11 protein-coding genes are annotated in these 13,452 nt (G+C 46.1%); 6 read left to right on the top strand and 5 right to left on the bottom strand.

The window, feature by feature from the left end:
- Nucleotides 1-361: 361 nt before the first annotated feature.
- From H6F98_RS02365 to H6F98_RS02355, 3 genes are all read left to right on the top strand, one after another.
- A complete protein-coding gene (locus H6F98_RS02365; protein ID WP_396810310.1) occupies nucleotides 362-1,300 on the top strand; it encodes a M28 family peptidase in 939 nt (312 codons plus the stop codon).
- Nucleotides 1,301-1,752: 452 nt separating this feature from the next.
- Nucleotides 1,753-2,061, top strand: a complete 309-nt coding sequence (locus H6F98_RS02360; RefSeq protein WP_192217056.1) for a hypothetical protein — start codon at nucleotides 1,753-1,755, stop codon at nucleotides 2,059-2,061.
- Between the two features lie 34 nt (nucleotides 2,062-2,095).
- Nucleotides 2,096-2,353: a hypothetical protein gene (locus H6F98_RS02355; RefSeq protein ID WP_192217055.1), complete on the top strand. Its 258-nt coding sequence runs from the start codon at nucleotides 2,096-2,098 to the stop codon at nucleotides 2,351-2,353.
- Nucleotides 2,354-2,486: 133 nt separating this feature from the next.
- Here H6F98_RS02355 and H6F98_RS02350 read toward each other — a convergent pair whose 3' ends face one another.
- Both H6F98_RS02350 and urtA read right to left on the bottom strand, forming a co-directional pair.
- A complete protein-coding gene (locus tag H6F98_RS02350) occupies nucleotides 2,487-2,804 on the bottom strand; it encodes a hypothetical protein (protein WP_192217054.1) in 318 nt (105 codons plus the stop codon).
- A 222-nt stretch (nucleotides 2,805-3,026) separates the two neighbouring features.
- Entirely contained in the window at nucleotides 3,027-7,196 is a 4,170-nt protein-coding gene (urtA, locus tag H6F98_RS33230) for an urea ABC transporter substrate-binding protein (protein WP_242058279.1), read from the bottom strand.
- 167 nt (nucleotides 7,197-7,363) lie between these two features.
- Here urtA and H6F98_RS02330 point away from each other — a divergent pair, with 167 nt between their 5' ends.
- Nucleotides 7,364-8,737 carry a transposase gene (locus tag H6F98_RS02330; protein ID WP_313929781.1) on the top strand — a complete coding sequence of 458 codons (1,374 nt, stop codon included), beginning with the start codon at nucleotides 7,364-7,366 and terminating at the stop codon, nucleotides 8,735-8,737.
- Between the two features lie 175 nt (nucleotides 8,738-8,912).
- Nucleotides 8,913-9,881 (top strand): hydroxymethylbilane synthase, encoded by a 969-nt coding sequence (hemC, locus tag H6F98_RS02325; RefSeq protein ID WP_192217053.1) that lies wholly within the window; start codon nucleotides 8,913-8,915, stop codon nucleotides 9,879-9,881.
- Nucleotides 9,882-10,362: 481 nt separating this feature from the next.
- Here hemC and H6F98_RS02315 read toward each other — a convergent pair whose 3' ends face one another.
- The gene (locus H6F98_RS02315) at nucleotides 10,363-10,950 is read right to left on the bottom strand and encodes a cyclopropane-fatty-acyl-phospholipid synthase family protein (protein ID WP_192217052.1); all 588 of its coding nucleotides are present in this window, start codon (nucleotides 10,948-10,950) and stop codon (nucleotides 10,363-10,365) included.
- 219 nt (nucleotides 10,951-11,169) lie between these two features.
- Between H6F98_RS02315 and glgA the strand changes: the two genes are divergently transcribed.
- Nucleotides 11,170-12,600, top strand: a complete 1,431-nt coding sequence (glgA, locus tag H6F98_RS02310; RefSeq protein WP_192217051.1) for a glycogen synthase GlgA — start codon at nucleotides 11,170-11,172, stop codon at nucleotides 12,598-12,600.
- 90 nt (nucleotides 12,601-12,690) lie between these two features.
- Here the strand turns inward: glgA and H6F98_RS02305 are convergent, their stop codons facing one another.
- Together H6F98_RS02305 and H6F98_RS02300 are read right to left on the bottom strand one after the other, a co-directional pair.
- The gene (locus tag H6F98_RS02305; RefSeq protein ID WP_192217050.1) at nucleotides 12,691-12,921 is read right to left on the bottom strand and encodes a type II toxin-antitoxin system HicB family antitoxin; all 231 of its coding nucleotides are present in this window, start codon (nucleotides 12,919-12,921) and stop codon (nucleotides 12,691-12,693) included.
- A complete protein-coding gene (locus H6F98_RS02300) occupies nucleotides 12,918-13,148 on the bottom strand; it encodes a type II toxin-antitoxin system HicA family toxin (protein WP_192217049.1) in 231 nt (76 codons plus the stop codon). The genes H6F98_RS02305 and H6F98_RS02300 overlap by 4 nt, the downstream gene beginning before the upstream one ends.
- Between the last annotated feature and the right edge of the window lie 304 nt (nucleotides 13,149-13,452).

The following is a 13,452-nucleotide window of genomic DNA, read 5'->3' as shown; positions in this document are numbered from 1 at the left end:
TTAAGCAGCTTGTAGCAGTTCTCTAGTGAATGAGGTACAAGTTCAATGCTGTGAAACAAGCGCTATTGGTCAGGAAAACAAAAAAGCTGATGGCTGATAGCTGACAGCTTTCTGCTATAGTGCCACTGCCGCTCACTATATCCCACCACAGAGTCAGGTTTCTGCCAGACAAACTTTCTAAGCTACTGGAATGCTTGAATACCCTCTCTTGTAATTTCTTATGAGAAGAGAAGTTGTGGATGAGCGGGACACTAACAAAAACCGTCCATTGGGCGTGCAACGACCTTTTCAATCCGCTTTGCTCCTGTTGACGGGACTCCTCATTATCCTGGGTATTCTCATTAGCTGGGGTTGGTTGACTATGATTCAAATGCCTGGAGAAAGCTATCGAGGGGAGTTACCACCATTAACCCAAAAGGAAGTGGCGCTACGGGATGCCCTTCAACGAGATGTCGAAAAGTTGGGGAGTGAAATTGGGGAACGCAACTTCCTACACTACAAGGAACTAATGGCGGCGGCTGATTTCCTAGACGCTTCATTCGCTCAAGCTGGGTATAAAGTTCAACGGCAGGGATACACCATTGACAACCAGACCTACTACAATCTTGAAGTCGAAATCCCCGGTACTCAACGAGCTGATGAGATTGTAATCATCGGCGGACACTACGACTCAGTATCTGGCAGTCCCGGTGCAAACGACAACGCCACTGGCGCTGCCGCAACTCTGGAGTTGGCGCGTCTGTTTGCTGGGAAAAAGCCTTCTAGAACCTTACGGTTTGTTGAGTTTGTCAATGAGGAGCCGCCTTTTTTCTTCTCAGAAGGCATGGGAAGCCTGGTTTATGCGTCTCGGTGCAAACAGCGCTCGGAAAACGTCGTTGCCATGCTCAGTCTGGAAACAATCGGGTACTATTCTGACAAGATTGGTAGCCAAAAATATCCTTTACCTGAGCTATCCTCGATCTACCCGCTCCAAGGGAATTTCATCAGCTTCGTTGGCAATGTCGCTTCCGAGTCACTGGTAACAGATGCGATCGCATCTTTCCGTCGTCATACCAGATTTCCGTCTGAAGGGACTGCTCTACCCAACGAAATTACTGGTGTTAGTTGGTCAGATCAGTGGTCGTTTTGGCAGCAGGGTTATCCCGGAATAATGGTAACGGATACCGCACCTTTTCGTTATCCCTACTATCACACCGCAAATGATACCCCTGACAAAGTTAACTACGATCACTTTGCACGGGTAGTGGCAGGCTTGGAATATGCGATCGCGTATCTATCAGGATTGAGCCAACCTGAGTAGTAAATCCACGATTCTGTTATTTCCTTGCTCATTGTTTCTTTCAATACGGCTGCTGATACTGAACCCAAAGACAAAGATTTTCGTTTCTCTCCAATCTGTGTTCATCCAGACAACCTTTCTTAACACGAATCCCCTTCTCAAGACATACAAGATTTTTACCGGATTCTTATTTATCTAACCCTAGTCTTACTTTGTTGTAAGCGAGCGCTCTAACATTTTTTACTTTTGGCAGAAGTTAAAACCCAGCAAGTTTTTTATCTTTAAAAGTAAGAAAAAACTATTTTTAATGGTGACCTTCTAAGAGCCAAGAGCATTTAGGAGTAATACAGTATAAATATGAGCGAGTACATCACTTTCTGCTTCATGGTTCTATCGTTGCTGGGCTGGGCACTTTCTGAATGTCTGCTCTTTTTGACCTGATTTTAATGAGGTAAAATCATCTTGAGGAACTTATGCTTGACTCTCTTCTACGGTCATTTTCTGATTCTAATATCAATACAGCAGTTCATCCAATAGAAGTTGCAACTGTACTAGATGTTATTCCCGAAAATACTTCTCGTTTACATTTATCTCAAGCCGAGTTACATAGTCCTGCCATGAATGCCACTGTATTCTCAACAGCAAAAGGCAGCGTTTCAGCTATAGAGTTTGGGGAAGAGCTGATTTTATTCAATATAGCTGGGCAAGAAAAACCAGTAGTTTTAGATATAGATACGCCGCTCGAAAGAGTAAAGCAGTTAATCTTAAGTTACATCCGATAACCAAAGAATCAATAGTGTAAAGAAAAGAGTACCTATGAATTCAATTAAGCTAAGACTTCTCGGCGATGGTAGACGCGGTTATCGGCAACTTATCAGATTCTCTACAGTTGTAGTGGACAAGGGGAATTTGATTATTGATTGCCCCATACACGATGATGCAAAAGCTTTGCACCAACAGTTTGCTTCTGATTTATACCGAATTGCGTCTCGGCTAAAAGTTATCCAAACTGTCGAAATCAAAGGCAATGGGGAAACCCTTTACGAGCCGTGCCCAGTTAGGATAATTTTTTAATAAGCTGATGTGCCTTTAAATTTAATATTGAACAAGCATTACTTTTTGTCACTGTTAACCGTTGACTGACAACCGTCAACGGCTAACAAAGAAGGGATTACAAGCAAGCAAGCAACTTAAAAGCCGCTGCCGCTTACTCTTGATGACTACGCAGTTGCTGCACGATATAGTCCTCAATTTCTTTTCTGTCTCTAGCCGTCGCCCCTCTTTGGTAGTTTTTCCCTGCTTCTTTGACAAACTTGCGCTTCTCGTTAGACGAGGTTGTTCCTTTCGAGCGTGAGCCTTTTACTTTTTCTTGTAAGGCAATCCATGTCTGTTCACCCATCGCTTCGCCTATCTGAACGAGAGCTTCTGGCAGCAATCTTTGAGCTTCTTTGCGAAAATCCTCTTCGGTTTCCAAGTCTGATAGTTCAATTTGTCCGAAATCGATCCTGATTTGCTCTTTTTGCATGTGGGATAATCCTGATCCCTTAAGTAGCGCGAATTAACACTTAACACAGGAAAAAAATCTTATTGTGTTTTTCGTGTTAATAAGCACCAACATAAGGCTTAAATTGTTTTTTTAGAATATAGCAATGTTTATTGCCTTATTACGTTTTAATGTGAAAGTTGACCGATCCAAAAACGCGATCGCCTTCTCTAATGCCTTGACAACAACCTCAATAACCAACAACTAACTACCCTTTCTTCCCATAAGCCAGTAAGTAACCATTTCTCCCTTACCCTTAACCAGGGTAGTACCTCGCTCTTCAAAAACATACTTATCACGTAACTGTTCATACGTTGTCGTTGTGACTTGAATCCCCCCTGGCATACCTTGGGATTCCATCCGACTAGCAACATTCACTGTATCGCCCCATAAGTCATAGGTGAACTTTTTTGTACCAATCACCCCTGCGACTACAGGCCCCGTATTGATACCCATGCGGAGGCGGAACGGTTCGTTGTTGTCGCGTTTGAAGCGACTAATTGCCTGTTGCATATCCAGTGCCATTTCTGCGATCGCTTCTGCATGGTCAGCTCTAGGTTTGGGCAAACCACCCACTACCATATAGGCATCGCCAATCGTCTTAATCTTCTCCAAACCGTGCTTTTCACTGAGTTGATCGAACTCAGAAAATATCCGGTTGAGCAAAACCACTAATTCTCTGGGAGGAATCTGAGCAGAAATTTCTGTAAAGTTAACCAAGTCAGCAAACAAAACCGTGACTGAAGCAAAACTATCCGCGATCGTACTTTCCGCCAACTTTAGCCGTTGCGCGATCGGCTCCGGCAATATATTCAATAGCAGTTCTTCAGCACAGGCTTGTTGATAGCGGAGTGCTTCTTCCCAAACCTTACGCACTGTCACATCAACAATGCTGCCTTCGTAGTAGAGCAGTTCCCCATCAGCATCACGAACAGCGTGGCTATTTTCCGAAATCCAGATAATACTGCCATCTTGACGGAAAATTTGTAACTCAAAATTTGATACCCGATCCTGTGCGTCCATTAGCGCCCAAAACTCCCCTCGGCGTTGGGAGTCAACGTAAATTTGCTCACTGATAGCCGTCGAATTGGCAATCAAGTCTTCAGGAGACTTGTAGCCGTAAATTCTGGCTAGTGCTGGATTCGCACTGAGATAACGCCCATCCGGTGTTACTTGAAATAGCCCCTGATCAGAATTCTCAAAAATGCTGTGATACCGTTCCTCAGCTTGCCGCAGAGCATCAAGCGCCTGCTTACGCTCAGTGATATCGCGCACAATGCAGACGGCTTCATCAACACCGCTCTTGACAATCCGTGCCTCAAAACTATGAACCCCATCAGCCTTTTCTAGTTCATGTTCATAGGTTTGTAGCTCACCCGTTTCGACAGCTACCCGAACTAGGCTAAGCAACTGCTCTCTTACCTCCTCCTGCATCGGCACATCACGCAAATTCTTCCCAATCAACATTTCGGGTGGAATCAGCAAGTCATCTGCTTGTGCCTTGATGTCTAAATAGGTGCCATCCACCCGATGGCGAAACATCCGGTCAGGCATAGCATCCAAAAGTGCCCGCATCCGTTCCTCGCTTTGCCGTAGAGCCTCGGTTGCTAGCTTGCGCTCGGTAATGTTCATTGCAACACCAACCATGCGTATTGGCTTATTAGTAGGGTCACAGTAAACCTGACCTTTGTATCCTACCCAATGTAGGGTTCCGTCCAGCCAAATCACTCGAAATTCGATCGCGTAATCTCTTCCTTCTGTAAGCGCACAAGCCACCGATTGAGCCACATACTCCCGATCTTCTGGATAGACAGAATCCAGAAAGGCTTCATAGGTAGGATGATACATACCCAGAGGCAAACCAAATACGGGTCCGAGTTGGTCAGAATAGACGACTTCATTGGTCACGATATTCCAGTCCCATGTCCCCATCTGGGTAGCTTCCAGGGCTAATCTGAGCCTTGCTTCACTCTCCTGCAACGCGGCAGCAGCTTGCTTAAGCTGGGTAATATCATGCACGACGACGCAGAAAACCTTCCGACTCCTGTAGGAGATTAGGCTAACACTGGCAGAAACATCAACAAGAGAGCCATCTTTGCGGCAGTGCTGCGTTTCGCTTAGATAAAGATGTTTTTCCCTTAAAATCTGCGAAATTCTTACCTCTAGAACGTCTCGATCAACAGGCACAAGATCGTAAAGAGTCAGCTCCAGAATTTCCTCAGCAGTATAACCGAGTAAATTGAGGTAGGTAGAATTGGCTTCCAGAACACGCTTGGTGACTGCATCAATGAGATACAAGCCTTCTGCACTCTGCTCAACAACAGCCCGATAGCGTTCCTCACTTTCCTTAAGGGCTTCTTCTGCTCGTTTTCGTTCACTAATGTCTCTTAACGTAATCGCTATGCCATCGCTTAAGGGGACAACTTGATGGTGAAGCCAGGAGGCTTGCACTTGTGGTGTTGAAACCGGAAACTCCTCTTCTAAGACAATTCCTGTTTCAACAACTTTGATATATTTCTCCAACAAGCTAGAGGTGCGATTGAAGGGCAGAAGTTCACACATTCGCTTACCAAGCACCTGTTCTTTGGTCATCGAAATCATCTGTTCGCCGTTGGCGTTGAGGTCAGCGAAGGTAAAGTCGATAATGTGCCCTACCTCGTCTCGTAAACTCTGGAAGATGAAAAAGGCATCAAGACTACCCTCAGCCGCTGCCCGAAATCGCGCCTCGCTCTCCCGTAAGGCTTCTTCTACCCGCTTGCGAGCGGTGATATCACGCGCCATCCAGAGAACTGTATCGTCTGAAATTGGTGAAATGCTAGCCGTTAACCAAACTTCTTGTTTGCCGATCGCAGGACGGCTGTACTCAACATTAACAGTCTGCCGAGTGAAGAGTGCTTGTTGGATGCAGCGAAGAAAAGTATCAGCTTGTGATCGCTCAAAAAGTTCGTGTACTGTCTTCCCAATCAGTTGATCAGCCGGTTTGTATAACAGTGAGAGATTCGTGGGTGCGATTTTGAGATAGCGCCCTTGAGCATCAAGGATGATGACGACATCCGTAATTGTGGCGAACAAGGCATGGAGTTCTGCTTCCGAGTCACGCAGTACTGCCTCGACTCGCTGGCGTTGGGTAATTTCACGCTGTAACTCTACCCTCGCCGCTTCCAATTCACGAGACTTTTGCTCCAACAGCCAAGTTTTATGAACCTCTTGGCTGACTTCAGATAGCATTTCAATTACCACATCAGCAGTCTTGAAGTTCAACTCTTCAACACCTAACCAAGGCAGTGGTTTAATCGGATGATCACTTCCTCCAACAATTTCAAATTGTCCTGTCGGTAATATTTTGCCAATTCTGTTCGCTTTCCCAACATGGTGATTGGGTTCGATGCAAACAAATCCTCCAGGAGCCTCAAAGCTTTGACCATAAGCCGCTAGACGCACTCGCTCCACCTCAAAAGATGAGGCAAGTTCCACGGCTTGCTTCCACAGATAAACCTGAGTGTAAGCCGACTCGATTGGGTCAGAGGTTACGCGATCGCATCCATATCTCGCTTGAAAATTCTTAACAAATTGCCGATTGTTGGGGATGTTCAAACTCTGAAAATAGCTCCAACTGGCGTAGTGACCAACAGCCGCTTCCCCAATCTTCTGGAGTTCTACTTCAGCAACACTGACAGCAAGAATAGGAATTTCTTGGGCTGTAATTCCTGCCTCTTGATATTGGCGATAAAAAGCGAGGTTGCTGTCGCCGTTGAGGGTATTGAAAACAACATCCGGTTTAGCTTGCTGGATTGTGAGAATAATCTCTCGAAAGTCTTGGCACTCTAGAGAAACGTACTCCTCACCAACTACTGTGCCATCTTGCTGTTTGAGTTGAGCTTTGATGATTTTGTTGGCAGTACGTGGGAAGACATAATCAGTTCCTAGAAGATAAAATCTGCTGCCTTTGTTTTGCAGCAGCCAGTTAACGGCTGGCTCAACTTGTTGATTGGGACAAGAGCCAGTATAGAAAATATTTTTGGAACACTCTAGTCCTTCGTACTGTAGAGGGTACCAGAGTTGAGCATTCAACGCTTCAAAGACTGGTAAGACAGCTTTTCGACTCGCAGAAGTCCAGCAGCCGAAGACGGTAGTAACATACTCGTGTTGGATGAGTTTTCGCGCTAAGCTTTCAAAGCAAGCGGGATTAGAAGCACCATCTTCAACGACAGGCTCAATAAGCTTACCTAGGACTCCTCCAGCTTGATTAATTTCTGCGATCGCCATGAGTTCCGCCTCAACTAGAGGCGTTTCACTAATGGACATCGTGCCGCTAAGAGAATGCAAGATGCCAACTCTTATGGGTAACAAAGTTGGGTTTTTGGCTGCTGACATGGATTGTAAAAATTTTGTTACTTAAAGCAAGCCTTTACCGATATCTCTGCACCCAGTTATCTATATTTCTCTATCCTGGCATCTGGCTCAGGAATCAGGCTTAACCAGCAGCTCATAGAAAATCCTCGTTGGAAACCATAAGAGCTTTAGCCAAGGGAGGAAAACGGGTGAGCCGGATTTATCCTGCCATTTCGCTATATGATTCCAGCAGTAGCGAAATGATGGTTATGTACCTGACTCAGAAGAACCAGTTGCGAGAACTGAATAAGTCCGAGTTCTTGGCTCTGAGGGAATTGTGCCGAATGAGCAAGAATCTCTACAACGTAGGGCTTTACACGGTTCGGCAATACTTCTTTCAGGAACGTAAACATCTGCGCTACGAGTCGAACTACCACCAATGTAAAGGTAATGAGAACTACCAGTTGCTTAACACTGATATTGCTCAACAAACCTTGAAGGTAGTAGACAGAACATTCAAAAGCTTCTACGGGTTGATTAGTGCAGTGAAAGGGGGGAGTTACCAACAACGGGTTAAACTTCCTCACTACCTGCCTGCAGATGGCTACTTCTTGCTGATAATTCCTAGAATCGTTGTCAGGGACGGGAAGTTTAGGGTTCCAATGTCCAAAGCTTTTAAAAAGCAGTATGGAGAGATTTGGATTCCATTTCCTAAACGACTTGATATTAATCAAGTTAAAGAAGTGAGAATCCACCCCAAATACAACGCTCGATACTTCGAGGTAGAGTTTATCAGTGAGACTGAGCCAGAACCCGTAGAAGTTAACCCAAGTCGTGCAATCAGCATTGACTTGGGTGTGGATAACCTTGCCGCTTGTGTTGATACTTCGGGGGCATCCTTCCTTGTGGATGGCAAACCAATTAAATCGATTAACCAAGGGTACAACAAGCGGAATGCTCACTTGCAATCCATAAAGGATAAGCAGGGCATTAAGGGTTTTACCAATCAGCAGGTGAAGCTGGTAGCTCGTCGCAACAATCAGGTGAGAGATTACCTGAACAAGACAGCACGGTTTATCGCGAACCACTGCATCAAGAACCAGATTGCACAGATGATTGTTGGTTACAACCCTGGAATCAAACAGGAAATCAACATCGGCAAGCGCAATAACCAGAACTTTGTCCAAATCCCGTTTCACAGCCTGCGATTTAAGTTGAAAGCGTTGTGTGAGCGATACGGACTGATTTACACGGAACAGGAAGAGTCCTACACCAGTAAAGCTAGTGCTGTTGATGGTGATGAAATCCCTGTGTACAATGCCGACAACCCCAAGACTTACCAGTTCTCTGGCAAGCGGATTAAGCGAGGGTTGTATCGGACTCGTGATGGACATCTGGTTAATAGCGACTTAAATGGTTCCCTAAACATCGGAAGGAAATGTAAGCACAATGGCTTTGCCGGAGTGTCTAGGGGGTCTTTGACTGCCCCAAGAAGGATTAATCTTCTAAAACTAGAGAAGAATGTGGAGCAACGTGGTTTTAACCCGTTGCGTAACAACTTCTTAGAATCCCCTGTGCTTTAAGCCAGGGGAGGGTCAAACATTGAATCTACATAGAAGATGGGGAGATGGGGAGACCGTTTGAGCTTGGGTGATGACCCAAATTCTTGCAAATTCTCTCAAATGCATCGCACAGTCTCTTGCTGCGGTAGTCTAGATCAAGTGACTCCATTCGCTAGTTTTCAATTGCGATCGCTCTATGTCCTCCACTGTTACCACTCCTCTCCGCACGATTCGTATTGGTTCTCGCAAAAGTCAGCTCGCTCTGGTTCAAACTTACTGGGTGCAGGAACAACTACAAAAACATTTTCCTGATCGCACCTTTGAAGTCCAAACCATGAGTACCCACGGCGACAAGATTTTGGATGTTGCCTTATCGAAGATTGGAGATAAGGGACTGTTTACCAAGGAACTAGAACTTGGGATGCTCAGCAATGACATTGATTTTGCGGTTCATTCCCTAAAAGACTTACCTACCAACTTGCCAGACGGATTGGTCTTGGGAGTTGTTACGGAACGGGAGAACCCCGCTGATGCTCTGGTGGTGCATGAAAAGCACAAAGATAAGCAGATTGATACCCTACCAGAAGGGGCAGTTGTGGGAACGTCTTCGCTGCGGCGGCTGGCACAACTGCGCTACCACTTCCCTCACCTAGCCTTTAAAGATATCCGGGGCAACCTGAACACGCGCTTGGCAAAACTGGATGAAGGGGAATACGACGCAATTATTTTGGCAGTCGCCGGATTGCAGCGACTTGGAATGGGCGATCGCATTCACCAAACTTTACCACCAGAAGTTTCTCTTCATGCTGTCGGGCAAGGGGCTTTGGGGATTGAATGCCGCGCTGGTGATACCGAAGTCTTAGAATTGCTCAAGGCGATCGAACATATCCCAACAGCACAACGCTGCTATGCTGAACGGTCGTTCTTGCGTAAGTTAGAAGGTGGTTGCCAGGTGCCGATCGGTGTTAATACTCATTTAGATGGGGAGACTCTTACCTTAACGGGTATCGTCGCCAGTGTAGACGGCAAGCAGTTGGTAAAGGACACGCTTAGCGGTGAAGCAAGTCAGGCTGAAAAACTGGGGATTGAACTTGCAGAACGGATGCGGCAACAAGGCGCACAAGAAATTCTAGAAGCCATTTTTGCTGAAATTCAGCGCGGCTAGAATGCTGATTTGCCAATCTTGACGCAGCTTAAGTTGTCCAGCAACGACCGTGAGTTATAGGATGCGATCGCCTTTCGCTTGCAAGGGCGATCGCATTTTTTTAACAATTGGCAAATTGAGCAAGAATTTACAATCTTATACAAGGCAACTTCGATAAGCTTTCCTTGGAGTCAGTCAGGAGAAACTGAAATGGAAAGTATAGCAGTAGCCATTTAGGTTAGGACATCAACGGGAGGCTATGCGCCCTAGCCGGAGCCTATTCGACTGAAAGCTGACCGCTGAAAGCTGATTGCTGCTTGCTATAAGATGACGGGGAAAGTCGCAATTGTCACTGGCGGTAGTTCGGGTATTGGTCGGGCAAGTGCGATCGCTTTCGGCAAAGCCGGGGCAAACGTTAAGTAGTAGAACTCTCCAAAACTCCTAAACTTCTGGATTCTTCTTGTTCAGCGCCTCCTTGATTAAACCGAAATCATCAACCGACTCAATGTGCTTTCCCAACCACTTGAACTGTAGCCGCTATTCCAGTGTGATAAATTCCCTCTGTAACATCACGCTCTATTTCCTGCGCTATTTCCAAATCCAGTTCGGCTAGTTCTGCTCTTACAGTATCAAGTGAAACCAACATATCTAAGTCTCTTGGTCCACCCGTCAGAAACTGCAACTGACGCGGTGCATACGCTTCCAACACAAACACACCACCTTGAGTAAGACCTGCAACCGCAGATTTATGAACTTGTCGCCATAACGCAGATGGGAGATGGCAGAAGATAGAAACCACTCCCTGCCAGGACTTCGGCTCAATTATAAAATCAGCTAGATTAGCTGTGATTGTTTGAATTTGAACCTGTCGATGTGCGGCTAATTGTTCTGCTTTGGCAAGACCGGCTCTCGATTGATCAACTGCAATCACTTCATAACCTAGTGAGGCAAGATAAACCGCGTTACGACCTTCACCCTCTCCCAAACACAGTACTCTTCCCTGTGGAATTTTGGAGGCAACCGAAACAAGAAAGTCATTGGGTGTTGTGCCATACGCATATTCAGCTTTGCCATATCGCTCATCCCACATCTAATTTACTCTCCCATCGCTTGTGAAACGCACAGGTTACGGCACAATCAAAAGTCACCGTTGATTAATTTGAATCTAGAGAATAATCAATGTCAAAAGACAGATTGTCATAATGCTAACCAACCGACAGATAACTCCCCCACCGATCGCTCTCCAACACATACGATTATGCGTTCTTTGGGTACTATTATCTGAGACTAAAGGAACACAACAATCAATATGAGAATTCTATTTGTTGCCGCAGAAGCTGCACCGATCGCAAAAGTTGGGGGGATGGGGGATGTTGTCGGGGCGTTGCCTAAGGTTCTCAAGCAAATGGGGCATGATGTGAGGATTTTTATGCCTTACTACGGCTTCTTGCCCGACAAGATGAAAGTTCCTAGTGAACCAATCTGGAATGGCTACGCCATGTTCCAGAACTTTAGTGTCTATGAGACGATTTTACCGGGAACTGATGTTCCTCTGTACCTCTTCGGGCATTCATCCTTCCTTGGTCGTAACATTTACGGTGGGGCAGATGAAGACTGGCGGTTCACGTTCTTTGCGAATGGTGCAGCTGAATTTGCCTGGAACTACTGGAAGCCGCAAATTATCCACTGCCACGACTGGCACACGGGCATGATTCCGGTGTGGATGCACCAAGACCCTGATATTAGTACAGTTTTCACCATTCACAACCTCGCTTATCAGGGACCCTGGCGCTGGCGCTTAGATCAGATGACTTGGTGTCCTTGGTATATGCAAGGTCACAACACCTTGGCAGCAGCAGTTCAATTTGCCGATCGCGTAAACGCAGTTTCTCCCACCTACGCCCAGCAAATCCAAACGGCTGAATACGGTGAAACGCTAGAAGGCTTACTGTCGTTCATCAGTGGGAAGACAGTCGGTATTGTCAATGGGATTGATACAGAAAGTTACAACCCCCAAACCGATAAATACATCCCTCACAACTTCACGGCTGATACCCTTGAGCAGCGCAGTGCTAACAAAATCGCCCTGCAAGAAGAAATCGGCTTACAAGTGAACGCCGGAACCTTTCTGTTGGGGATGGTAACGCGGTTGGTCGATCAAAAAGGGATTGACCTACTCATCCAAGTTCTCGATCGCTTCATGGCATACACCGATAGCCAATTTGTCATATTGGGTACAGGCGATCGCTACTATGAAACCCAAATGTGGGAAATGGCATCCCGCTATCGGGGGCGTCTATCCGCCCAACTCCTCTTTAACGACGCGATCGCCCGACGCATCTACGCAGGTAGTGATGCCTTCCTGATGCCTTCGCGCTTTGAACCCTGCGGTATCAGCCAAATGCTAGCCATGCGTTACGGCTGTGTCCCCATCGTGCGGCGCACAGGTGGTTTGGTTGATACCGTTGCCCACCACGACCCCGTTAACCAAACGGGTACGGGCTACTGCTTTGACCGCTATGAGCCGTTAGACTTCTACACTTGTATGGCTCGTGCCTCTGAAGCCTTCCGCTTTAAAGACCAATGGCATACCTTACAGCAGCGAGGGATGCAAGAAGACTTTAGCTGGGATAAATCAGCCGTGCAGTACATCAAGATGTACAAAGATATCCTCGGATTGCCTCAAGATGAAACACCACAAGGACAGCAAGAGCAAACGTTAGCTGGCGTTGTTGGCTAGGTATTCCAAGCCTGGTTACCCGACAGGGACTCAAGTCCCTGTTGGACAACTTAAGTCCATTAGAATGGACAGCACTATTGCCACACTCAACTAAGCAACATGCAACGGCTTTGTCGGAAGAATTCTGGGTTCTGGTAGTGGTTTATCTTCCTCAGTAAGCATCTCAACAAAAGCCTCAATTACTTCCTGACCATTTTGGGCAGCTTCTTCATAAGTTCTACCATGCGTATGAAACTGCTGCCAGGGAAACTCAGGTAAGTGAACTAAGAAGAGCTGATCCTCATCTGACCATTGAATCACCATACTGTAGTGATAGCTCATTCTTCACCTTCCTCGTTTTCAATCTCTTCGAGCTTTTTGAGTACCCGTCGAATGTTCTTCTCCAAATATAGCGGAGCATCATCCCCATCCTTGCCGGGAATAGTTAAGGGTTCTTCAGGTAGCAACGGATGTTTCCAATAAGTATGACTTCCTTTACCTCGACCTGATTGAAGGACATACCCAACTTTTGCCACTATTGCTTTCAACTCTCTTATCTTCTTGGGCATTACCCCTTCCCGCCAACGCCAACTCCTTGTTTATCTTCTCTACTAAAGAGTCACAAACTCAAGCGCTCTCCTGTCCTTAGCAACTTGGTTTTAGAAGAAGGGGGAGCGATCACTTTCAAGCTGCTACGTCCGAACTCTTCTCAGTTATTGAACGATTATCTTTTAGCTTTTCATCCACAACAACTGTCAACGTTAGCTGGCGTTGTTGGCTAGGCTTACAGTACAGTTGACCTATGCCTGATTCCTTACTGTGTAAGGTATGGAGTCAGCTTCTGGGTAGCCCTGCTTGAAACCGGAGTCAACG

This window comes from Microcoleus sp. FACHB-SPT15 (assembly GCF_014849525.1).
Classification (GTDB): domain Bacteria; phylum Cyanobacteriota; class Cyanobacteriia; order Cyanobacteriales; family Coleofasciculaceae; genus Symplocastrum; species Symplocastrum torsivum.
Note: the sequence above shows the minus strand (reverse complement) of the source record. Positions and strands in the feature narration are given on the sequence as shown.